General features: G+C 35.0%; 21 protein-coding genes. 8 read left to right on the top strand and 13 right to left on the bottom strand.

Annotated elements, in window-relative coordinates:
* The first annotated feature begins 223 nt into the window (after nt 1–223).
* Entirely contained in the window at nt 224–1105 is an 882-nt protein-coding gene (locus tag BCELL_RS07395) for a peptidylprolyl isomerase (protein WP_013488064.1), read from the top strand.
* 102 nt (nt 1106–1207) lie between these two features.
* Here BCELL_RS07395 and BCELL_RS07390 read toward each other — a convergent pair whose 3' ends face one another.
* The 11 genes from BCELL_RS07390 to melA form a co-directional block, all read right to left on the bottom strand.
* Nucleotides 1208–1528, bottom strand: coding sequence for a sporulation YhaL family protein (locus BCELL_RS07390; protein WP_013488063.1), 321 nt, complete (start codon nt 1526–1528; stop codon nt 1208–1210).
* A 123-nt stretch (nt 1529–1651) separates the two neighbouring features.
* Nucleotides 1652–2611, bottom strand: coding sequence for a 3'-5' exoribonuclease YhaM (gene yhaM, locus BCELL_RS07385; RefSeq protein WP_013488062.1), 960 nt, complete (start codon nt 2609–2611; stop codon nt 1652–1654).
* 121 nt (nt 2612–2732) lie between these two features.
* A complete protein-coding gene (locus BCELL_RS07380; protein WP_013488061.1) occupies nt 2733–4088 on the bottom strand; it encodes a sensor histidine kinase in 1356 nt (451 codons plus the stop codon).
* Nucleotides 4085–4756 carry a response regulator transcription factor gene (locus tag BCELL_RS07375; protein WP_013488060.1) on the bottom strand — a complete coding sequence of 224 codons (672 nt, stop codon included), beginning with the start codon at nt 4754–4756 and terminating at the stop codon, nt 4085–4087. The genes BCELL_RS07380 and BCELL_RS07375 overlap by 4 nt, the downstream gene beginning before the upstream one ends.
* A 145-nt stretch (nt 4757–4901) precedes the next feature.
* Nucleotides 4902–5456: a GbsR/MarR family transcriptional regulator gene (locus BCELL_RS07370; RefSeq protein ID WP_013488059.1), complete on the bottom strand. Its 555-nt coding sequence runs from the start codon at nt 5454–5456 to the stop codon at nt 4902–4904.
* A 76-nt stretch (nt 5457–5532) separates the two neighbouring features.
* Nucleotides 5533–8526: an ATP-binding protein gene (locus BCELL_RS07365; RefSeq protein ID WP_013488058.1), complete on the bottom strand. Its 2994-nt coding sequence runs from the start codon at nt 8524–8526 to the stop codon at nt 5533–5535.
* Complete coding sequence (locus tag BCELL_RS07360; RefSeq protein ID WP_013488057.1) at nt 8526–9752, bottom strand: metallophosphoesterase family protein; 1227 nt, start codon at nt 9750–9752, stop codon at nt 8526–8528. The genes BCELL_RS07365 and BCELL_RS07360 overlap by 1 nt, the downstream gene beginning before the upstream one ends.
* 385 nt (nt 9753–10137) lie before the next feature.
* The gene (locus BCELL_RS07355) at nt 10138–10566 is read right to left on the bottom strand and encodes a PaaI family thioesterase (RefSeq protein WP_013488056.1); all 429 of its coding nucleotides are present in this window, start codon (nt 10564–10566) and stop codon (nt 10138–10140) included.
* 42 nt (nt 10567–10608) lie between these two features.
* Nucleotides 10609–12108: a coproporphyrinogen III oxidase gene (locus BCELL_RS07350; RefSeq protein ID WP_013488055.1), complete on the bottom strand. Its 1500-nt coding sequence runs from the start codon at nt 12106–12108 to the stop codon at nt 10609–10611.
* Between the two features lie 502 nt (nt 12109–12610).
* Nucleotides 12611–13468 (bottom strand): Cof-type HAD-IIB family hydrolase, encoded by an 858-nt coding sequence (locus tag BCELL_RS07345; protein WP_425357457.1) that lies wholly within the window; start codon nt 13466–13468, stop codon nt 12611–12613.
* Between the two features lie 122 nt (nt 13469–13590).
* Nucleotides 13591–14892, bottom strand: coding sequence for an alpha-glucosidase/alpha-galactosidase (gene melA, locus BCELL_RS07340; protein ID WP_013488053.1), 1302 nt, complete (start codon nt 14890–14892; stop codon nt 13591–13593).
* A gap of 127 nt (nt 14893–15019) precedes the next feature.
* Here melA and BCELL_RS07335 point away from each other — a divergent pair, with 127 nt between their 5' ends.
* Complete coding sequence (locus BCELL_RS07335; protein ID WP_013488052.1) at nt 15020–15904, top strand: AraC family transcriptional regulator; 885 nt, start codon at nt 15020–15022, stop codon at nt 15902–15904.
* A 253-nt stretch (nt 15905–16157) separates the two neighbouring features.
* Here the strand turns inward: BCELL_RS07335 and BCELL_RS07330 are convergent, their stop codons facing one another.
* Nucleotides 16158–16517 (bottom strand): YlbF/YmcA family competence regulator, encoded by a 360-nt coding sequence (locus BCELL_RS07330; protein WP_013488051.1) that lies wholly within the window; start codon nt 16515–16517, stop codon nt 16158–16160.
* Nucleotides 16518–17326: 809 nt separating this feature from the next.
* Nucleotides 17327–18469, bottom strand: coding sequence for a DUF445 domain-containing protein (locus BCELL_RS07325; protein WP_013488050.1), 1143 nt, complete (start codon nt 18467–18469; stop codon nt 17327–17329).
* Nucleotides 18470–18605: 136 nt separating this feature from the next.
* On the opposite strand from BCELL_RS07325, the gene BCELL_RS07320 reads away from it, so the two are divergent.
* The 6 genes from BCELL_RS07320 (at nt 18606) to BCELL_RS21550 (ending at nt 24973) form a co-directional block, all read left to right on the top strand.
* Nucleotides 18606–19976: a YheC/YheD family endospore coat-associated protein gene (locus BCELL_RS07320; RefSeq protein ID WP_013488049.1), complete on the top strand. Its 1371-nt coding sequence runs from the start codon at nt 18606–18608 to the stop codon at nt 19974–19976.
* A 14-nt stretch (nt 19977–19990) separates the two neighbouring features.
* Nucleotides 19991–21040, top strand: a complete 1050-nt coding sequence (locus BCELL_RS07315) for a YheC/YheD family protein (RefSeq protein ID WP_013488048.1) — start codon at nt 19991–19993, stop codon at nt 21038–21040.
* 84 nt (nt 21041–21124) lie between these two features.
* On the top strand, nt 21125–22525 hold the full coding sequence (locus BCELL_RS07310) for a YheC/YheD family endospore coat-associated protein (protein WP_013488047.1): 1401 nt from the start codon (nt 21125–21127) through the stop codon (nt 22523–22525).
* Between the two features lie 42 nt (nt 22526–22567).
* On the top strand, nt 22568–23578 hold the full coding sequence (locus tag BCELL_RS07305; RefSeq protein WP_013488046.1) for a YheC/YheD family protein: 1011 nt from the start codon (nt 22568–22570) through the stop codon (nt 23576–23578).
* Nucleotides 23579–23640: 62 nt separating this feature from the next.
* A complete protein-coding gene (locus tag BCELL_RS07300) occupies nt 23641–23823 on the top strand; it encodes a hypothetical protein (protein WP_013488045.1) in 183 nt (60 codons plus the stop codon).
* A gap of 235 nt (nt 23824–24058) precedes the next feature.
* The gene (locus BCELL_RS21550) at nt 24059–24973 is read left to right on the top strand and encodes a PucR family transcriptional regulator (RefSeq protein WP_013488044.1); all 915 of its coding nucleotides are present in this window, start codon (nt 24059–24061) and stop codon (nt 24971–24973) included.
* Nucleotides 24974–25077 lie beyond the last annotated feature (104 nt).

The following is a 25077-nucleotide window of genomic DNA, read 5'->3' as shown; positions in this document are numbered from 1 at the left end:
CATAAAGTAATTTTATACATTTTAATATGTTAGGCAAAGCACAATTATTTAGTTTATCATGTTCTTTTGCATTCTCATAAATGAATCCAGAAAATCACATCCCAATATAAAAGTAATACTACAAAAACAAATTAAAAAGTAGGCATTTCCAAAGAACATTCTCTATGCTATAGTTAATTTTATTGAAGTTAAAATTAGACAAAAAAAGACATATGAGGTGGTCATGTTGAAAAAGTCATTATTGTTTCTTTCTCTATCTTTTGTATCGTTATTCATTATTGGATGCTCTAATAATGATGCAAGTAGTCAAACGAATGAAGAGGTTATTGTTGAAACAAGTGCAGGTAATGTAACAGAAGGCGAATTTGTACAAGCACTTAAAGATATTTACGGCGAAGAAGTACTCACTGGTTTGGTTCAATTAAGAATCATCGAACAAAAAGCAGAAGAACTAGGAATTACAGATGAAGACGTACAACAACAGATTGACGATTTAAAAGAAGGCGTTGGTATAGATAATGACGAAGAATTTTACAACTTTCTTGCGAGCCAACAAGTTCGAGGTGAAGATGATCTTAAAGAACGTTTTCTTAGCCATTTAGTATTAGAACATCTTGCTGGTCATGTTGGTGACCCAACTGATGAGGACCTTCAAGAATTATACGAAAAAGGCGAAGAGGTAGAAGCAAGTCATATATTAGTATATACAGAGGAAGAAGCACTTGACATTTATGAGCGAATTGAGAATGGAGAGGATTTTGCTACGCTAGCTCAAGATTATTCTGAAGATGGTTCCGCTTCTCAAGGTGGACAATTAGGTTACTTCGGTCGTGGAGCAATGGTGGCTCCTTTTGAGGTAGCTGCTTTTAACTTAGATGTCAATGAAGTTAGTTCTCCCGTAGAATCACAGTTTGGTTATCATATTATTAAAGTAACGGATAGATTACCATTTGAGGCTCCTTTTGAAGAGGTGCGGTACATGCTTGAGGATACATTCAACAGTCAGAAAGTAAACAAAATGATGGACGCACAGGATGAATTATTTGTTGATGTGGACGTAAATATTCTAGATGCACAGTTTGAACTTCCATTCTTCACAAATTAATTTGTATAATTAGGCGTAATGCTAGTATTGGCTTTAGTTACTACACATAAATTAAAAGGTGACTCAAAAGTAAAAATTTACTTTTTAGAGTCACCTTTCATATTATAATAAGTATCTTCTCCATTCTTCCTCTACATGATCACTGTTTTCTGCAGTAGGAGAGTTTCGATGCCTTTCAAACATTTTTAGCACTTCCTTACCTTCCTCTTCTATTTGTTTCTGCTCTTTCCTTTTTTCTTCCAAAAGAGAATGAACAAACATAATCACACTAAATAAAAGTGCTAAATATATGACATATATCCACCAAGGTGTAGCTGCTGCCATTTCTCCCTCTGTGGAAATGGAAGTAAATGATAGTAAACGTACAACAAACAATAAGAACAAACCACCTAATGTTGAAAAGACTATAACGATCGGATTCATTATGTTACCCCTTTCTATTGTCTATTAATCTATTAGCTATTGTACGTTACTAGATTAATAAATATGCTAGAAAGTTACATAAAGAAACTTTATTTGTTAAACCATGTATAAGCAAGTGTTGAATTATAAATCTAACGGTTCATCATGAAAGGTTGGTTTATACAAGGAACGGTTCTCCATTGGGAAAATCCTTTCACTAAACTCACCAGGCTTTACATTCATGAGTGCTCTATCCATCATATTCATCTTTGCATCAATATTATCAATCATGTGTAAGATTTCTGCTTCGCGAATGAGAGGCGGTTTGGGGCTTCCCCACTCTCCCTTACCGTGATGACTTAATACTAAATGCTGGAGAACTAACACTTCTTCCCCTTCTATTTCTAGCTCCTTTGCCGCCTCATCTATTTCATTAACAATAATCGAAATATGTCCCAGTAGCTTTCCTTCTAACGTATACTCTGAAACAATTGGACCTGCGAGCTCTCTTACTTTGCCTAGGTCATGTAAGATGATTCCTGCATATAGCAAATCTCTATCCAACGAAGGATATAATGTAGCAATGCTCTTAGCTAATTCAAGCATCGATACTACGTGGTAGGCTAATCCTGATACGAACTCGTGATGATTCTTTGTTGCTGCAGGTGATTGCGAAAACGCAACTTGATGCTTTTTAAATAAATGACGCGTGATTCTCTGTATCTTTGCATTTTGCATTTCAAAAATATATTGTGTTACTCTTTCGAGCATTTCTTCTGGGTCTAACGGTGCAGATGGCAAAAAATCAGCAGGCTTCACTTGATCCATGCTAGTAGTGGGTCTAATTGATTTAATCTTTAATTGACGCATTCCTCGAAATTCTTGTATTTCCCCTGTCACATGAACAATGGTAGCACTAACGAATGTCGCTTCATCCTCAGGTGCAATTCCCCATAGCTTTGCCTCAATTTCTCCCGATTTATCCGACATGTGCAATGTTAAAAAGGCTTTCCCATTGCTAGCCGTCGCCTTTTTGGCAGATTTAATTAATAAATACATATCAATGCTATCACCAATTTTATATTGATTGATGCCAGTCTTCATTGAATTACCCCTCCAGCTCTACTTAATTTAACAATATTATAGCATAAACGAGAAAATAGACTGAGGGAGATCAAAAGGGGTACCTATTGAATCTCTATCGCTCAGTCCAAAAAACATGTAGCTAATTGTTCTCTGTTTTCTTTGGTAGGATTATTGTAAAGCGAACACCGTTACTTTCATTCACAACAGTTGGATATCCATTGTGTAGGTCACAAATACGTTTTACTATCGCTAGTCCTAAACCGAATTGCCCCTTCGATCCTTTCGTAAACGGTGTGAATAAATGCTCTATTTCATCATCTGGAATTGGTTCTCCATTATTATACACCGTGATGTAATAGTTTTCTTTATCCGAAAAAGCACTCATATCTATCGTATCTACAGTATACCTAAAGGCATTTTCTACTAGATTCTCTAAAAGTACACTAAATGATTCCTTATCACCAAAGAGTTCTACGTCATCACCCAAAATATTGATGTTTACATCTTCTCTATATAAACGAAAACGCTCTTCTATACGATAAGCAATAGAACCAAATAAAAAAGAGGTTTTCTCTAGAGGTGTTTCTTTAAATGAATCTAATTTTGTATAATAAAGCATGTCTTTTACTCTTTTTTCCATCCGATTTGATTCTTCTATAATAACGTCCATCGTTTGTTCTATACTCTCTTTCGGTAAAATACCATCTTTAACGGACTTAGCATAGCTTTTGACAACCATAATTGGGGTTTTCAATTCATGGGATGCATGTTGAATAAATGTTTTTTGTGCTCTATCATAACTGATTAAATTTTGTCTCATTTTTTCAAACTGGTTAGACAACTTTTCGAAGTCTTCATCCGCTTCCCATACAAACGGCTCTTTCCAATTTCTATTTGAAATTTGTTCAAAATGGTTACCTAAGCTTGCTAATGGCTGTTTCAGGTAATGTTTTAACCAAAAGGCTGGAATAAGGCTTACACCACCAGCTAATATTAATATATAAAATAACCTGCCCCATAATCTATTCACCATTTGATCACGATAAGTATCCCACATAAAAGAAATGAGATAAGCATCACCGTTAGCATAAATCAACTTCGTTACAGAGTAAAAAAGTGTTGCCCCATTATATGTGAGTTCGTATCGACCTCGCATCGCAGTTTGACTGTGCGCTTGATTCCTCATTTCTAAATAAACTTCATTCGGTACCATTACGCCTTCAATACTTCTAAACTCATTCAAAAGTAACAAGTGACCTACTGACCTCTCTGCTTCACGCCTTTCGATGAAGTCTAGTTCAGTTTGTGGTGGTAGATTATGTTCACTAAAAGGATTAGTATATCTTGATTGCTCTTGCTCTATAATTCTATATGTTTCTTCCGTGAGTGTACTCTTTAATGATATCGGATAAATGACCCCAATGAGCAATCCAACTAGTAATATGAGTGAGATAAACGAAAACCATATTCGTTTCGTTAAATTCATTCGTATCATGAAGATAAAACCCTATATCCGTATCCATATAAAGTTTCCACATGGATTCTAGGGAGCTTCTTCCTCACTCTTCTTACAACATCATCTACCGCTCGTTCAGAGCCATAATAATCACTACCCCAAACATATTCAATAATTTCCTCTCTTGATAGCGATTTACTAATATTCGATGTTAATAAGATGACAAGATCCATTTCCTTTGTTGTCAGTTCAATTGGTTCATTACCATCTTTTACTGTTCTACCATTTGGATCTATCGTATATCCGTTCAATGTAAACTGCTCTGGCGCTTGGACATCATTCTTATAAATTCTCTCTAGTAGCTTTTTTGCACGAATGACAAGCTCTTCTGGAAGAAATGGCTTTGCTAAGTAATCATCGCTTCCTAATTCAAGTCCTAACACTCGATCTAAGTCTTTATCTCTAGCTGAAATAAAAATAACAGGTGTATCATTTCTAGACTTAATTGCTTTTAATAATTGGTAGCCGTCCATACCAGGTAACATAATGTCAAGCACCCATAGATGAGGAGATGAATCAATATGTTCGGCCGCTTCTTTTCCATCTGAAAAGTGCTTCACTTTCCATCCTTCCTTTTCCATATATGCTTTTATCACTTCTGCCAAGTTTTTTTCGTCTTCAACTAAATAAACGTGAAAATGATTCAACTTTCTCACCCTTTTAAACGTGATTTATTTCATATTTTAATACAAATATATATTAAAATAAATCGATATCACAGTGTAAAACTATGTAATATAAAAAAGAGACTATGTCATAAAGCACTGCATTGCCTTTTGACATAGTCTCTCGTTATTCTTTTACTTTTGGAATAAAATCATATATTTTCCCTGATTCTACTGTCTCTACAAACTTGAGAAGCCATTTATAATATTGACAAGCATACTCAAGTTTTTCAATATCACTCTCTATTTTGCTTATTAATTCCTCATCATTTGTCTTTGTTATTAGTTCTTGTAACTGTTCAATTGCCTCTTTAGCTTCCTCTATATTTGTGTCACTCGCCTTTCTCCACTGTCTAGAAAAGAGAGCTGTAAATGACTTGTACCAATCTTCTTCCGCTTTGTATAAATCCTTTCGAACTCCTCTTCGAAAAACTGGTTCTACCATGTTCATATCTACTAACGTTCGTACACCGGTGCTCATGCTCGTTTTACTCATTGCTAAAGATTCTCTCATATCGTCTAAAGTCATTGGGTCACTAGAGAAATATAATGTTCCATATAGCCGTCCAATAGTAGGAGTTATTCCATAAAGATTCATATTTTTCGCCATACTTTGAATAAAAATATCTTTTGTATCCTCATAGCTTTCTTTTATGTTATTGTCGTCATTGTTTATACTCAATGGTAAAACCTCCTAATAATCGACTCTACACGTTATGATTTTAGCAAAAGTACAATAATGATGAAAGCGTTTCATGTTATTTTTGCAAGAAAATCCTATTCCCGATAATGGAATCTGCAATATGACGATGACATGTTAAAAAGATAACTTGTCTATTTTTTGAAAATTGATCAAGCACGCCTACAATTAAATCACGGCGCTGTTTATCAATATTTACTATCGTTTCATCCATAAAGAGTGGCAATGAATCAGATTGAGCAAACTTCATTGCTAATGCTAGTCGAAGTGATAAGTATAATACTTCGCAAGTTCCCCTGCTTACTTCGCTCGGATCAAATCTTATCCCGTCTTTCCTTTCTAGGATAAAACGTTCTTCCCCTAATGGTGCAAACAGCCTTGGATATTCTCCATTTGTCATTTTCGAGAGAAACAATTGTGCACTATGTAAAACATCTGGTTGCTTCTCCTTTTCATACAGTCTTTTTAACTCACGAATCATGACCATGCTTACCGATAATGTTGCCCACTTTTTAGCTAGAGTTTTTAATTCCTCCTTCAGCTGGGTAAATCCTTGTACAAGTTCATCATAGCTCCCATCTTCTTCTAATGTACTGATTTCATTTTTTACATACAAAAGTTTTTCTCGGGCACTCTCGTATTCATTCAAACATGCTTCATTTTTTTCTTGCACTAATTGTAATTCCTTCGTAGGATCGGATTGTTCACTAAGCAATTGTTCCACTAATCGATGTAAGTGTTGATCATCAGAATACATCATTTTCATTTGTACCCAGAAATGGTTTTGTTCTTCAACTAACCTGTTGTAATCATCAAGCAAAATGGCCTTCCGACGATATGCTTCTTCCTCCTTCACATTTGCAAGTTGAAAAAGATGTTCAATAGCCTGCGTTATTTCACTAATTTCAATATGCAGTCTCGTCTTTACTTCCTGCAAATGTTCAATTCTTTCCTCTTTCTTTATTCGTAACTGTTGTTTTTCCTCTTGATTCTTTACTATTTGCTGTAATACTTTTATTTTTTGCCTCATCGTGCTTTTTATTTCATCACTGCAAAGTCTTGTCACTAAATGGTTAACTTTTTCTTCAAATTGCATACACTTCTTTTTTAACTTGATATTGTTTTCTATTATTTCATTATATTTATTGCGATAACTTAGAAAAGCTTCACACATGTCGATAAAGGATCGCATGTTATTATAATGTATATTAGAAGGGAGCCCGTATTTTTCACACCAAGCATGAATGCTATCATGATTTGACTCTAGCTTTCCTTCATATAATTGTAAATCTTTCTCTACTTTCAACAACCTTTCTCGTATATCGTTCATTTTATTCTCACATAGTAAATATTGCTTTTTTTTCTCACTATGTTCATGTAAAATATCGTGCCATTTATTTAACATAAAAGTGCTTTCGTCATCTTCGTCAAATTCATTCTCCATTAACTTTTGTTGATAGTCCTTTTTTTCCTTTTCAATAGACTTTAATATTTTCTTTACTGATACAATTTTCCAAATAAATACTGAAAATAAAACAACAGTAAAAAGCGACACTAAAAAGGCTATTCCCCATTCATTCATGATGAACATAACGATGGAACTAGCAGCTAAAAACAAAGTGATGATGAAAAAAACAAACTGCTGTGTTTTTTCACTTTTTACGACAGAGTGGTAATGATTGATAATGAAGTTATGCTGAGAAGTGAGCGCTTCATTATTATTGCCCCCGTTCTTTTCTTTACCTTTATTCATTTTATTCTCTATATCTTTCACTTGATCTTCTGTAAGCATCTCACTCTCAATAGAAGAAAGCTCCGTTGAAAGCTGCTTAATATGCTCTTCTAACTGTATTAACTCACTCTTCAAGCGCTTTTGGTTCCAATTATGAACGTCTACTTCCTGTTTCAACAGTTCGAATTCTGACTTCATATTTGCATTTACAATAATATTATCAAGATGAATAGGACCTTCTTTCCTTATTTCCTCACTCACCTTTTCCATGTCTTCTTTTACTTTTGTTGCCATTTTTTCGCCGTTTTCTATTTCTATTAAACGTTCGTAATACAATTTCTCTTCAAGCTTAAGTTCATCTAAATCTTGCTTCGATTCATTCCAGCTAGCAACCGGCTTTAATTTTTGAAGCTCAGAATATAATAATTCTTCCTTCACTTGCACATCCTTTAGTTCTGATTTTGTTTCTATTAATTTCTCATTTAATGCGTTTAATCGTTCAATACCGTTTGCAGGAAAGCTTTTCACATGAACTAACTGCTCCAGTTGAATTTGTTTTTCTTTCCATGAAGTTGCTAGTTCCTTCAACGTTTTTTGCTTCTCTTTTTCTTTTATTTGATCTATATACGTTTTCTGTTCTGATTTTAAGTCCGTTATCCTTTGTTCAAGAAGTGTAACATTACTCTTCAAATGTTCATATTCGCTAACTCTTTCTTCCCATTTCGTTAGCTCTCTTTCCTTTACTTCCAGTTGCTTTGCAATCACGTTCATTTCGGTTTTTTTACCTCTTGGTTTAAACAATTCATCCATTTGTGTGGCAGTTTGTTTCTCTATTTCAGCTAGTGAACGACTTCCGCTAAGTCCTGCATCGTAAAGATATTGATTTAAGTTATCAGCATTCATCATCCCTAAGCTGTTCAACGAATCCAAATCGAAGTGAAAAATACCTTTAAACGTTTTTTCGTCTATATCTTGGAGTATCTCCCTTAACTCCTGTTCACCACCTAAAGACCCGTCAGAGAAGTATACAGTAACATCGCCCTTCACTAAACGACCTTTCACTCTTTCAATGACGACAGTTCCGAATTGTTCTGTATGTGCTGTAACAGTACCACCATACGCATTAACCGATAACGGTATATACTGTTTTTCTCCTTTTTTAGGAAAACCATAAAAGATTGCAAAAATGAAAGCCATAAAAGTAGATTTGCCAGATTCATTATTTCCTTGAATTATTTGAATACCATCCCTTGTAAAACTCCACTCTTGATCGATCCACTTACCATATCCATAAATATGTACTTTTAATAGCCTCATCATTACTTCACCTCACGCATTAATGAAGTTAATATTTTTCTCTCTGCTGTCTCAACAATTTCCTGTATTTCTTCTTGAGATAAGCATTCTAAGTATTTACGCATGACTAAATGTGAAAACACTGGCTGCAATGCTTCCTCTACATGTTGTTCCTCTAGTGTATCTACAACACGTACGATATCTCCCAGCAGATCATCTTTTTCTTTCAATCTCTCTCGCTCAATTGGAAGCGTTGTATTTACATACAAACTGTTTATCCACACGTTACTACTGTGAAAAACTTCAGATCTTAATATTGTCATTAATTCTTGTTGTACATTATCTTGAATAAGCTGCTCGTGTAAAGGGCCACCTCCAGTTAGATGTACCTCCACTAAATAATGCTTTTGTAAATCTAAAATCTCGCTTATCTGTTGTATACGGTCTAATAATTCATCCATTATTTCACATTCATCAATACTAATGTTCATGTGCTCCCACTGCACACGTGATGTCGGTAAAAAGGTTAACATAGTATCCGTCTTTGTCATTTCTACATAGTAAGCTCCCTTTTCGCCATTTTCCTTTTTATGAGCGCCTTGAATATTACCAGGATAAACAACCGATGGGTTTGAGGATAAGATTTGTCGCTTATGTATATGTCCTAATGCCCAATAATCAATGTTTTTTTGCTTCAATTCATTTAAAGAAAAAGGCGCATACGGTTCATGATCCTTTTGAGAAGATTCTTGTCCATGTAATAAGGCAATATGATATGCAGACATTTCTCCAATCGTTTCATACATTGGTATCGGATTATCATAATAGGCCTTATTCGGGTAGCTAAAACCATAAAGGTATACCTTTTCATTTTTTGCAGTTAATAATGAAACAACTTCAAATTTCTCAGAAAAAACATGAACGTTTTCAGGTAATCTATTGTTGCTGTGTTCAGCTTTGATTGGGTCATGATTCCCGTGTATCACATAGATAGGAATATTCACTTTTTGTAGTCGCTCTGCTTGTTTTTTTAAAAACCATTGTCCCCTATAAGAGCGGTGCTCACTATCATATACGTCACCACTAATTAACATAAAGTCTACATTGAACTCTATCGCCTTATTTACAATCGATTCAAACGATTGATAAGTGGCGGATTGAAGTTGTTTAATAAAGCTTGCTGGTAAATCTGCATGTGTTTTTATTGGTCGTCCTAAATGAAGGTCAGCGCAATGAATAAAACGAATCATTTTACCAACTCCTTCCATTAATATATTTGCTAGGTTGTTATTATTTTTTTAAAATATGAACAGAAGTGTTACCTTAATTCAAGGTCATGTCAAAATGAACCAACAGTATGTATTAGAGCCAATCTATTAAAAAATTATACCACAAAAAGGGAATAAATGTTCGCTTTTCTGTATATTACATACATATCGTCCATATTTGTCACGAATATGTTTGACAACAAAAAAAAACGAGAGGTTGACCAAAAAGATAATTTTTATCTTTTGAGTCAACCTCTCCGACTTTTAGTAGCGTAAAGGAACAATCTCTTAACAAGCTTATTGAACACGCTTCATTGTTATTGATAAATAACTTCCTTATGACATAACCTTAAAAAGCAGATTTCCATTATGAAATAGGATAAAAGGTGCCTGACACTTTCGCAAGTAATTTACCTTCTTCATTTTTCAATTCGCATTCCACAAACTGCACTTTTCTCCCTTTTTTTGTAAAGTAAGCAGTAGCTGTCACTGTACCTTCACGTGCTGTGCTTAAAAATTGTGTTTTTAACTCTAAGGTTACACTTGGTGTTTCACAAAAGGCTGCACATAAATGTCCCATTGCGGTATCTGCAATATAACTGATAATTCCACCATGAATAAAACCTATTGGGTTAAACATGATCGGCGTGATAGGTACTTGTATGACTACTTGTTCTTCCTCTTCTAAGTATTCTATATTAAAATCTAGTAGAGAATACATAAAAAGGTTACCAGAATGATCTTGATGAGTGTGTAATGCATGCTCAAATAATTCTCTTAGTTTGTTTTCTTCCATCTTTTCCCCTCCTATAAAGATCATTATAAACATTTTAGATTATCATTGAGGGAAAAGCTGTGACAACATCTCCACTTTTTTATGTGTATAGTCTTTGTAACGGTCTATATATGTCTGTGGATCTTTAGGGTTTGCATACCTGTCGATATCCCCTGTTCTTGGATCAACCCATTTACTTGAAGCACCACACCCTAATCCAATAATCGTTTGCAGCTCTTCCATTATCATAATGTTATATATACTCTCGTGATTATCCATAGCATAGCCTACATTTTCAAGGTTACCGAGTATATTTTTTTGACGATATAAATAATAAGGTGCATAGCTATGCTTATTCATCCAATCTTCCGCCAATTTCATCATTTCGTGTATTTCATCTCGATCAGCTACTTTATATTTTTCCTTATATTTCGTCATTTGTGATGCTCTTTTATATGATAATGTGTGGACTGTCAAAGAGGCTGGTTTTAGTTCACTTGTAACTTGTAATGTGTGCGATAATTCTTCCACACCTTCTCCTGGTAAACCTATAATTAAGTCCATATTAATGTTTGTCATTCCCATTTCCATGGAGAGCTTATACTTATCAATTGTTTCTTCTACTGAATGATGACGACCAATTGCCTTTAACGTTTCATTTGTAAATGATTGTGGATTAACACTGATCCGGTCAACGTTCCACTTTTTTAACACCTCTATCTTTTCAGGAGATATCGTATCTGGCCTCCCAGCTTCCACCGTTAGCTCCCTTACGTCAGCCATAGGAAAAACTTGATACATTTTCTCATATAAGGCATCCATTTCCCGTGCAGTAATACTTGTCGGTGTTCCACCACCATAATAGATCGTTGTCACTTTTATATTGCGTTCCTTTAGCCATGTACCCGTTACTTCCATCTCATAATGAAGCCCAGTTAAAAATTCCTCCACTGATCCATTTTTCCCATTAATCGCATACGCAGGAAATGTACAATAAGCACACATTGTTGGACAAAACGGAATTCCGATATAAATACTTACTTCGTTTTTTATATGATCGAGATCAGGTACAACTGCAAGCTGGCGTGTAGCTATATTGGCTAGTAGTTCAATTTTCTCTTTTTGTACGGAGTACCGTTCACTTAATTGCTGACTTATATTATCCACCGATAGCCCTTCACGTCGCATAGAGTGATAAAGCTTAGTAGGCCGAATCCCCGTTAAAATTCCCCACGGTTGAATTATCCCTGTGTAAGACTCCATCAGCTTTAATAAACATAAATTTTTAACTTGCTTCTTTACCTTTTTAATCGGATTAGCTTCTAAGCGCAGCTTTGTTTCAATACTGCTAATGGCTTCTCCTTGATCATTTATCATAACTCCTGTCACAAAACAAACATCATCAATAACCGTTACTTCAGTAAATGAAATTGCCACCTCGTGATGGTTTTCGTTCTCAGCAATAAAGTTAACTTTCATTTCGTCACTAAATAGCTGAACAATTCTCTCACAAGCGCGTTTATGTGTTTCTTCTATATTAATTAGTGAAATTGAATCCATCATATCGACTTTCCTTTCTATCATTCATGCATATTACAGTTTAGCGGTATGAATTGTGTAGGTCAATAGGAGAGGTGGGAAGAAAATATAAATAGGTTGGTGATACAGACGATTGGGTAAGGGGAAAAGTTTGAAGTTATTGATTTTTTTAGTGTAAAAATAGTATTTTTGGGGCGGTTGGTGTGGGATTGGATAGTTTCATTTTACCTTTACTGGCATTTCCCTTTTCTCAGGCGATGACAACGCTCCATCTTACCTTCACACAACTTCACTCTCGCTCAGGGGCAGATAGCACTACCCCATCTGCGGCAACGCCTCTCTTCAAATAGCGCCCCACCTTATGACAGGCCGAAAGAGGTTAACTCAATAATGACAACTAATACGTGACAAACTAAAAAAAACCGCTATGAGGATCTCCCCTCCTCATAGCGGCTACAATAAAATGATTTCAAACTGATCCTTACTACTCACGATTTCAGTTAAGTAAACCTTTAGTTAGTATACTCTACTTATATATTTCTGGATGAAGCTGCTTTCTAAACACTTCTCTCACTGCATAACCGACACCATTTTGATTGTTGGATCTAGTCACCCAATCAGCGATGCTCTGTATGCCCTTTTCCGATTGTCCCATCGCAACACCTAATCCTACTTGTTCAATCATTTCTATATCATTTTCTGACGATCCTATTGCAACCATTTCTTGTAGTGAGATTCCGAGCTTTCTACCTAAAATTTGTAACCCTTTTGCTTTTGATGCAGAAGCATCAACAATATCTAAACTACCTTCTGCCGATGACGTGATATGAGTGTTTCTTACTACTTCTCTCAATTCTTCAAGCGCATCTTTTCGCTCTTTTTCACTCCAAAACTGTGCTCTAATTTTTGGTACTGTTAAAGGCTGGTCAATTAAATGATGACTAGGTGAATCTACAAAGTTCACTGGATAGAAAAGAGGATCACCTACACTTAAATTCATCCTTGACATTAAGTTACGTTGGCGAGTTTTATTTCCAATTGCATATTTTTCATGTAAAAGTCGAATATGGCAATGATAATTTTCAAGAATATCAACAATTTGATATACCCGATCAGAATCTAATCTTCTTTCGTAAATTGGATCGTCTACTTCTGAAGCTACAAATGCTCCATCGTGAGTAACTAAATATGCATCGTCCAGTTTTAAAGCTTTTGCTACTTTTTTTGCAGAGGGGAAGGCCCTCCCTGTTGCTAACGTTACATATGCCCCTTTCTCCTTTGCATACTCTACTGCTTCCTTCGTTTCCTTCGCTAACCGATGATTCGACTTTAACAGGGTACCATCGATGTCTAACGCTAATAAGCGAAATGTCACTGTTGTCATCCCCCTTCACTAATCCTATCGTTCATTGGTAATACATATATGTCCTTCTTTTCTAAATTAGAACTAATAGCACTAGAGATAACGAAACAATCACTTTCATTTTTCCTAGAAACGAGAAGAGATTAACGATATTTTGGTAGCCATTCTCCGTGAGCTTCGATGAGATCATCGCACACAGCTATAATATCATCCATAGACAGCTCAGAATTAGTGTGCGGATCTAGAAGTGCTGCTTGATATATATAGTCCTTCTTACGTGTAATCGCTGCTTCAATAGTTAGTAATTGTGTATTGATGTTTGTACGATTGAGGGCAGCTAATTGTTCTGGAAGCTCCCCGACATACGTCGGCATGACGCCATTACGATCAACTACACAAGGAACTTCTACACACGCTTTCGTTGGTAGATTAGAAATTAGTCCGCCAGTATTTAATACATTTCCTCCAAATTTAAATGCATTGTTTGTTTCCACTGCCTCAATTATATATGAACCATATTCGTGTGTTCTTTCATGGGTTAACTGCGCATTGTTCACCATTTCTTCTCTCATTTTTTTCCAACCCTGAATTTGCTCTACACAGCGGCGTGGATATTCATCTAATGGTATGTTAAAACGATCAATGAGCTCTGGGTAGCGATTTTTTATAAAATATGGATGATACTCAGCATTGTGCTCTGAAGACTCCGTTACGTAATAACCGAACTTATCTAGCAATTCAAAACGAACCATGTCATGATGCTTCGTTTTTTGCTTTTCTTTTGCTCTCCGCTTAATTTCAGGGTAAAGATCAACCCCATCCTTTTTCACTTCAAGAAGCCACGCCATGTGGTTAATACCTGCAATTTTTTCTTGAATACCTTCGTGCTCCATATCTAGTGATTGAAATAAATCAGTTGTACACACTTGTACGCTATGGCATAGGCCTACTGTTTGAATATTACTGTAACGAAGCATCGCGCCAGTTAAAGTTGCCATTGGATTTGTATAGTTTAAGAATAGAGCGTCTGGACATACTTCTTCCATATCCTTCGCAAAGTCCAACATAACCGGAATCGTCCTTAAGCTTCTAAAAAGGCCACCGATTCCAACTGTATCAGCTATTGTTTGTCTTAATCCATACTTCTTCGGGATTTCAAAATCAATGACAGTACTTGGTTCATAGCCACCAATTTGTACTGCGTTAATGACATATTTTGCACCACGTAACGATTCTTTACGGTCTAAATACGACTTTACTTTTATGGTACTGTTATATTTTCGGGTAAGATTTAATAGCATTAACTCTGAATCCTTCAACCTTGTCTCATCAATATCATGTAAAGCAAATTCGAAGCCATTTAATGCCTCTATAAACATGCAATCACCAAGAACATTTTTTGCGAAAACGGTACTCCCTGCTCCTATAAAAGTTATTTTAGACATAAGTATCCTCCTAATGGTAATTTATTGTCGATAATATCAAAATAAATATTCTGTTAATTAGATGATAAATTGTTGTAAGTAAAGAGTAAATGGTAAGATAATGCTATGAGGAGGGTAAAATATTGTTATGTATCATTCATTAAACTTACCAAACGAAACGATAGGTTTTAGAACACATGAAAAAGTAATAGGGACGTTAGTAGATATTCATGTTGTCGGAAAACAATATGTTCATTCTCACGATTATTACTGGGACGGTATGAAAAGAAATGATAAAAATACATTTATTTTTCAATACACTTTGTCAGGGGAAGGCGCTGTTTTTATTGAGGGGAAAACGCATAAAGTTCAACAAGGGCAAGGGTTTATGCTTGAAGTACCAGGGGAGCACATTTATTATCTTCCATCACATAGCCATCATTGGGAATTTATTTTTCTTACTTTAAGAGGTCAAGCAGCGGCTGATTGCTGGAGATATGTTAATAGAAAAGTAGGACCTATTATAAATATTCCAATCGAGTCTGCGCTTATTGAGCAAGTGGTAAATGTGTATGAACTTGCTTTTAAAAAGAACCTTATAGACCACTATTTCGCTTCCTCGAAAGCATATCAGTTTGTTATGGAATGCTATCGTTATTTTAAATCATTTAAAGCGAAGGAACAGATGCCAGATACAATTACACAGGCCATCAACTTTATTAATAAAAATTATAAAGCATCTTTTTCCGTACAAGATGTTGCTACTAATATCAACTTATCAAAATATTACTTTATTAAGCTTTTTAAAGAGTCCATGAACATGACACCTGGGCAATATATAACAAAAGTGAGACTAGAACAAGCTATTAACCTATTAAGTCATACAGAATTAACGGTAAAAGAAATTGCCATGCAGGTCGGTTATGGAGACGACAATTATTTTAACAAAGCATTTCGAAAAGTAGTCGGGACATCCCCTGGTGAATTTCGTAGAAGTAAGCATTTACCATTTGACAGACTAATTATCCAATAATAAAGATGGGCGAAAAAATTACCCCACTATATATTCATAAACTTAAACGGAGTCGCTCTTGATAAGTAAGAAAAACATAATATTCAAAAAGCTTCTTTTCGTCTTATCTTTGAAATGGCGGAAAATCTACTTTATCAAAAAAAGTGAGCTAAGCGCTATCGCGCTTTCACTCACCTCGTCTTTAAGTGGGACCGACCATCAAATTTCACCTTGCTTGTACGACGATATTATCCACACCAATATTTAACATCAATTAACCTTCTTGTGGTTCACCTGCACCGTATAATTCTTCTAACGGTTCAGTAATTACACGGTTAATGTCACTAATGACTTGACTCATTTTTTGTTCTGCTTCCATTAGCTTTGAAATTGTTCCGTGCTGTTGTACTAATTCAAATTGCTTTTGGGCTTGTTGAATTTCTTCTTCAGTAATTTGGGCGCCCTGCATTTGCTTTTGTTGTAGCTCTAGTTGAACATTACGGAAGTTGTCTAACATACGTTTAGCAACTTCATCATTGTTCACCTCATCATGTAAGTTCTTTAACGTAGCAAATTCATCGCTGTCCTTTAGTACTGTAGCTAGCTCTTTCGCCTTATCAAACGGATTAGCCATAAAAAAATCCTCCTTTAAAATGTATACGTAAATCGAGAAATGCAGTTATGTAAAAACTAACGATACGTATGTATGTATTCTACCCTTACGACTATAACATGAAACAAAACATAATTCATCCAATGATATATTTTCAAAATATTACTTTAATTTTTTCAATAAAACAATTGAATCAATTTTATAAATCTCGGCCCTTATGGGCCAAGGGTCTCAAAGCATGAAAAAAGGAGGGCCTACCCAAATATCTAATTTAGTATTCAGTAGCAGTATAATTACCCCGTTTTGTACAAAGTATTGTTGATTGAACGAAAGGGTACGAGACGCCTGCGACGAGCGTTACATCACGATTAAGCTTCGAGTTGTCTCGACGGATACAACTCCAGAGCGTTGCATGTAGAGGAAGAGACAGGTTGTGAGCTGAAGATCCATCGGGGCGGGCAAGGTGGATAGCGATGGCTCCGTTCGTTGCGCGACTACTCTGAGAAACCCACTCATAGTAGTCTTCCAAAAGATTGCAACGACTACGCTCATTGCATGGAGGGAAGTAAATAAGGTAAAGATCAACCTTTTTCACTTCCCTCTTGAAGCCTTGCCCGCCGCACCGAGCATATACTTCTTGAATACGCTGCGAGCTGTCTCGACGGATCAAGCTTCAGTGGGAAACTAGAAGAGGAAGAGACAAGCGAGTAGCGTGAAGTGAAAATCAACAACAAAGTTAAGTTAACAAGAATTTCTTTAATATGATGATATTATTCTTAGACTATGATCTTTTTTAGAAAGTGAATTATGAAATTGATTCAATTTGATCTCTATAAAAAAAATAGTAAACTAACACCTTGTACTAGTCCTATCATTGCACCAATTGCAGCTCCAAGGACAGCTATCATTTTCAACTCCTTTTTTGCAATTGTAAGTAAAATAGTTTCTAATCTGCGAAGCGGAAACGCATTCACTTGCTCAGTAACAATGTCTCTTATCCCAATTCTCTTAACTGCTGACTTTAAGTTTATTTGGAGGACATTAATCGTAATATCGACCACTTTTGGTAATAATGTGTGCAATATAACATTTTCGTAACGTTGTGACCATTGGTTAATAGGCTGATGCATTTCACCAATGATAGGAATCTCACCCATCAATCTTTCAGAAAAAAACAAAACATTCGTTTCTACATTCATTTTCCCTAACAATTGCTCTGGTGTTTTATCTATTTGTTCCTTCATCTCATTTCTTATCCAACTACTTACTACTTCTTTCGTTTTATCATCCTGCAATAGCTTTGTAAGCTCTTTTATGATGAGAGTTGTAGGAGACGTCCGCTGCAGCATTTTACCAAAGAAAGATCCAACATTCCCCTTTGAATCGAAAAATCTTGAAAGCATTTGCTTTACAACTTCTTCTCCTTCTGGCGATTGTACGTACAACTCAGCTTTATTTAATAGCTTGGATGAAAAGGTTGGAATTTGCGATTCAAGCTTTATGATCCATTCTTCTAAGAGGATGTCCTTTATCTTTTTACCTTTGTATTCATCGATGAGTGATATTATTTTACCGTTCATTGCTTCTTGCACCTTCACATCTATTCTTGATAAAGAACCTATTTTATCTTCATGTGAATTTAACCAATGAGCTAAGCTTTCCTCTCTACGCATAAATTGAAGCACTGCTTCTTTTAATTTTTCTTCCATCAGTTTTAAAAAAGATTGATGAAAAATTCTCCGTGATATACCCTCTGGTGTAATAAGATGCTCCTCTACCATTCTTCCTAACTGATCAGCCAATTCCTCGCGCCTTTTTGGAATCAACCCTGGAGTAAAGGGAATTCGAATTGAAGCGATTTGAATGGGTTTATATGGGCGAAAAAGCATACGTATCGCTAAAACATTCGTCCCTCCACCAATAATCGCACCTACTACGACGAGAGAGAGTAACCAAGTCATTTCCATTATCATTGTTATCACCTTTTCTAATCACGTTTGCACACCTTATGATTTACACTCATAAGATACGGTATCCACAAATACCTAAAAACTTAATTATACACTTTTTAAGCTACACGATTATCATACAACAAAATGAGGGCTGGCAATGCTTTCTATACCGTTTTATATATCTAATATTGAAGAAAAGCAAGACTTACATCCTAATAACTGTGTTATCCCAGCTAAAATAGCGTCTATATGGAAAATAGATGATACAGTAGAACATCATGCAACACTGACGAATCATTTCATCTCAAAAAATATTGAGATTGTTGTTGATCCCTATTTAGATGATCATATGATTCAATTACCACCACAAGTAATACACCATTTACGTCTCAATAAAAACTGTAATATCCAATGTTTATACGATAGAAATACAAATACGTTTCATCTTGGTCCAAGTATCGGTGTTGTAGTTGGAGATGTTTATGATGAGGAGCACCCATTTGGACCATTAACGCCGTATTTAACAGAAATGGGGAAAACAGCAACACAGCTTTATTACTTCTTTATCGTTTTTTCATACAAGGATGTCCAAGGTTCCTTTATCAACGGTTTTTGTTACCAAGATGGAAAGTGGAACAAATGCATAACACCTCTCCCACACGTTATTTATAATCGAATCGGTAGGCGTGATCAAGAATGGTCACAAAGTGGAAAAACTTTCTTTAAAAGATTAAATGAAATGAATATTCCTCATTTTAACGATCGTTTTATTCATAAATGGGATACATTTTCCTATTTATTTGAGGAACCTATACTTCGCCCTTACTTACCAGAAACAAAACATCTTACGTCAAAAGATGTTTTGTACGACTTGCTGGAAAAATATAAAAGTAGCTATTTAAAGCCTTTTTGGGGAAAAGAGGGCTCTGGAATTATTAAAGTCTTGAAAAATGAAGGTACCTATTTTCTTACTTATCCACATGACCAAGGATGGTTAACTAAAAAGGTAACAGCTGATGAAGAACTATTTACAATACTAAAAGAAAGAGTAAATAAAAGGCCATACTTAATACAGCAAACAATTGATATTAACAAGCTTGACGATGCCCCAATAGACTTTAGGATATTGTGCATTAAAGATATAAATGGTTACTGGCAAGCTTGTTCTGCAGTAGGAAGAATAGGGAAAAAGGATACGATCGTATCTAACTTGTCGCAAGGAGGCGTCCAAAAGAAGATAGTGTCTATCTTAAGTAATTGGATGAATGAAGACGATGCTCTACAAACAGAACGTTTTCTTCACGAATTGGCAGTAGAGGCTGCCTATGCTATCGATAATAGAGCCGGTGGTGTTTTTGGAGAATTAGGGTTTGATTTTATTATTGATAAAAATAACCAAGTTTGGGTTCTTGAAGTCAATATAAAGCCTTCAAAGGGGGATTCTCTACAGATTGATAATCACGTATTACCGTCAGTAAAATATCTTCTCATTTACGCTGCTTCGATCGTCGGCTTTGCAATAATATAGAAAGGGTGAAACGAGTGGTTTCATTAGGTTTCTTACAATTAAAAACAGATGGACACGATGAATACATTCATAAAGTCGCAATAGCTAGTGCTTCCAAACATTTTTCAGTATACCGTTTCAGCCCTTTCGATTATGATGTTAAACGTAACCGTGTCAATGGTCTCAAATTTGATTGCAAAACGAATGAATGGAGAAATGAATGTTTCCCTCTCCCAAAATATATATACGATAGAACAGCTTTTTCTCATCATCCTATTGATTATAAAAGGTTAATACATTTCCGTATAAGTAAAATAGAGGAACAGACAACATTTTTAAATAGTAACTTACCTTGTAAATGGTATGTTTATCAAAAATTAAAAGATAGCACCTTAATAAAACCATTTTTGCCACATACAGAAATTGTAACTTTTCATACACTCAAGCTATTTTTAAATCAATATAAAAAAGTAGTGTTAAAGCCTAATATAGGATCAGGTGGTAACGGCATATATGTCATAGAAAATAAGAAGCATTTCTATTCTATTCGGAATGGTGAAATGACCCAGGAGTATATAATAGATAAAAGCATAAATGATTTATATAATTATGTAAAAGACCATATACTTTCAAAAACTTATTTAATTCAGCCTTTTTTATCGATACAAAAAAATGACTATCCGTTTGATTTAAGAATAGTAGTTCAAAAAAAAGCGACGAATTGTTGGGATATCATCGGTAAGGGGTATAGAAAAGGAAAGAAAAAATCTCTTCTATCTAACCTCCACGCTGGTGGAGAAGTGTGTGTAAATATGAAGCTACCACGGAAAACGAGAAAATATATAGATCCCGTAGTCGAAAATATAATCCCTCATATACCACAGCTATTAGAGGACCGTAACAATCGATTCTTTGAACTTGGAATTGATTTAGGAATAGATATTTACGGTGACATTTGGCTATTAGAAGTCAATTCTAAGCCTGGCTACAAGACCGTACTCGAATTTACAGATAATAAAGACGATCACATTTTTAGTGGACTTAAAAATATGATTAATCATATCGAAACAAGTAGTCTTTCTTAATAAAACTGTAGTGTACTATAGTAGTAAATAACCGTCTTTCTACCTTAAAAAAGGAGTGCAATTTATATAAGGAGTGAATGACTAGTGACTATTAAAGTGCTGGTAAAGCAGCGTGAAATGAATGATAATGATGACAACGATTTGTATTTCCCGATCTCATTATTAAAAGAATGGAATTTAAACGAAGGTGATTTACAAACAATCATATATGGTACAAAAGAAGTCCGGTGTAAAGTTAACGCTTTAAAAGGTGATTCACATAGCATATGTGAATTATCGAAAGAAGCTTGGAGTTATTTCTCGCTCCCTTTTTCCATTTCACTTTCTATTAATCGGATTTCTAATAATAAAATGGTACTCGGACCAATTACCGGCATCTATACTGCTGGATTTACAGGAAGTATATTACGCCCTGTAGGTGACCGCTCGTTTTTATTGGCTAAGTATATTCATGCGGCAAGATGCATCGGTGCATTTGCGTATGTATTTGGTGCTCACCATATTAACTGGGAAGAAGAAATGATTGAAGGATATACGTTTTCTGATTCAGGATGGAAAAAAGTTATCGTTCCTTTTCCAGACGTCATATACGACAGATTGCCTAATCGACGTACAGAGGCACATCCCCTTTTTTCTAATGCAAGAGAAAAGTTACAAAGCAAGTACGAAATCCCGTGGTTTAATCCAGGTTTTTTTGATAAATCAAAGATTTATGACATACTCATTCAATTAGATGAAGTGAATCATCTACTCCCAAAAACGATTAGCGCACCGACACAGGATGAAATAATTGCATTCATTCATGAACAAGAGCATGTTTATATGAAGCCAAAAAATGGTAGTTTAGGAGTCGGAATACATCAAATTACGTATGATCCAAATAGTAGTTTTTATTATTGTCGTTTTAGAGACAACACTAGAAATAGATTAAGGCGATATAGCTCATTATTACACTTACTTAAAACGCAGTTTAAACAAGGTTATGACCAGTATGTGATTCAACAAGGGATATCTTTGATGAAATATCAGAATAACCCTATTGATTTTAGAGTGCATACGAACAAGGATGAGAAAGGAATATGGAGAATGAGTGCAATTGCTGCCAAAATTGCTGGTCCAGGAAGTGTAACTACTCATGTAAAAAGTGGTGGTCATATTAAATTAATTGAGGAGATTTGGGAAGATTTAGACTTAAACAAGTCTCTATTAAATAATATAAAGCATACTGCCCTTAGATTGAGCAGCGCAATAGATAAAAAAACAGATGGTTATATTGGGGAAATAGGCTTTGACATAGGAGTAGATGAACAGGAAAGAATTTGGATGTTTGAGGCAAATTCAAAACCTGGTAGAACAATATTCTCACACCCAAAATTATCAAAAGAAGATCTATTAACCCGGAAAATGCCCATTCAGTATGCCATCTATTTATATGAGTCAATGATTGAAAGTTTGTATTCAAAGAAAATTACTTTGATTCAATAACGTTACTCGCAAAAGAAAATATGCGATTAAGGGCTGATAACATTGACAAAAAACATTATCATATTAACTGGAAAAGGGAAAACTCGTTTATTTACTGGTGAAGAAAAATATTATAAAGAGCTTTCTTTGAATTTAGTTAATAATGGTGCAAATGCTTATATACTCCCTATCCATTCTAATGAATCGGAATGGACGGCATATTATTGGGATAATAACAAAGCAAAATGGTTATCGACACCTTGCCCTATCCCTAACGCCGTTTATAATCGTTACGCTCGTACGACAAAACATAATAATTCAAACATTACAAACTACTTAAATTGGCTAGAGAGAGAGAGTATCCCTTACTTTAATCGCAGCTTTTTTCAAAAAGAGGACATCTTTAAATTAATAAAAGAACATAAACAGCTTAAGTATTATTTTCCTATGACAAGAAGGCTAGAAAAATATAGTGACTTAAAAAAATTTATACAAAGGTTCCCTAATATATTCATAAAGGATTCTGAAGGGTCCCAAGGTAAAGGAATTTGGAAAATAGAAAAGCATCATTTTGACTACACTCTACACACGCAGCAAAAAACGTTTAAGCAATTAAGAGATAAGCAATTACAGCATATTATTACATCCATTATCAACGATAGACAACTTTTAATGCAGCAAGCAATATCCTCGGTTAAACAACAAGATAATCCATATGATTTTCGTGTTTTAATGCTCTACTATAATAATTGTTGGACATTAGTTGGTATTGGAGTGAGGGTTGCTGCCAATGATCGGTACACGACCCACGTACCTCAAGGAGGCAGAATTGCATCATTAACAGAAGTTCCACTTTCCCCTTCTCCCACTAAAGTAACAGCAATTGGTGATATGTTAGGGAAGACCTTACAAGATCATTACAGAAATGTGAAGGAATTCTCCTTCGATGTTGTGATGGACAATTCAAATCAAATTTGGATTGTAGATGTTAATAGTAAACCTATGTCTTTCGACGAACCTGCCATTCAAAATAAAAGAATTCAATTGATATCTCATATATTAATTTCTTTATAAAATGTTTTATTAAGCATAAAATCCCCACATGATGAAAAAATATAGTGAGGGAGGTTGTTAACATGTCTTCGAAAGAGTCTAAGTACGAAGGAAGAGACAAAGTGATGGTCGACGTCGATAGAATGACAAACGAAGGTTTAGCTGGAGGAAAAGATCACATCACTCATGGAAAACGACAAATAGACGAGGCGCAAAATTTCAAAGAAGAAGAACCACCATATAATGTAGCAAATAACGACAAATAAGCGATACAAGGGTGACTCAAAAGTTTACACTACCTATTGAGTTGCCCTTTAGAACTTTTATTTGCTCGTACGACATCCTCTTCTTTTTTCAAGAATATGTGTTGGAGTGTTTCAACGGTTACTGTCTATCACCTTTGAAACACTCTTATTTTTTATCATAGATATATAATAGCGATTATGGACTAGATTTTATATACTGTTAATAGTACATAGTAAAAGAAGGAGTTATACTGATATGTTAAATCGCTTAAAATCTAAATACGCATATGCAATTGTAGATGATCCATATACAATCTCGTCCGCATTCAGGCTAACTGTTGCTGATGCAAATGGAGATGTTCTAACTTTCGATAAACGTCAACTAGAATTCGAAGAAAAAGATATGTTGGAAACTATTTTCGACGTGATAGACCCTCGATCTGTCATCGCCTCACCCGGAATTGAAGAAGACTTATATACTTGGCTAGTAAACGAAGAAGATACTGAATTATCGCTTATAAAAAAATATATTTCCTTACCATGTCGGATTATTCACTTCTATATAAAAGGATCATTAAGCGAACAAAGTGATTTTGAGGAAGCGATGAAAAGCTTATTTCCCTCAAGTGTTGTATTTCTTTGGTTAAATCCATTTAAGGGAATTCTCATTGAAAAAATAGACAACGACTCTGATGAATCACCCACAGAGAAGTCAATTGTCGATACGATCGCTTCTGATTTTTATGTGCAGTTATCACTATATATTGGTACAACGATATCTTCTCTCGAGAACTTGAGATCGCAGTTTTCTTGGGAAGATCGCGTGTTCGATATTGTCAAAAAAGTAATCCCTTCTAAAAATATTTTTATTGAACAAGAAGTAATTCCGTTTCTCATGATGAATGACTTAACAGATGAAACGAAAAAGACAATGTCTGAAATGCTTTCTCCCGTTATTGAAGATCAAGCATTGCTTGATTCAGTAAAAGTTTTTTTAGAATGTAACATGAACGTAAGCCTTGCAGCTAAAAAAATGTACATGCACCGCAACACGCTTCAATATAGAGTAGACAAATTTATTGAGAAAACATCAATAGATATAAAACAATTCCCGAATGCAGTAGCTGTCTACTTCATGTTCGCCATGCTACATTTACATAGGGAAGATTAAATTATTCACCTTGCACAAAAACTTCAATTGTTTTTTTGTGCAACTTTACTATAGTTTTGAAAACCTTTTCAAGATACACTATACCTATAAAGAAATTCATTCAT

The organism is Evansella cellulosilytica DSM 2522 (assembly GCF_000177235.2).
Taxonomy (GTDB): domain Bacteria; phylum Bacillota; class Bacilli; order Bacillales; family Salisediminibacteriaceae; genus Evansella; species Evansella cellulosilytica.
This window is presented reverse-complemented; position numbering and strand designations above follow the sequence as displayed.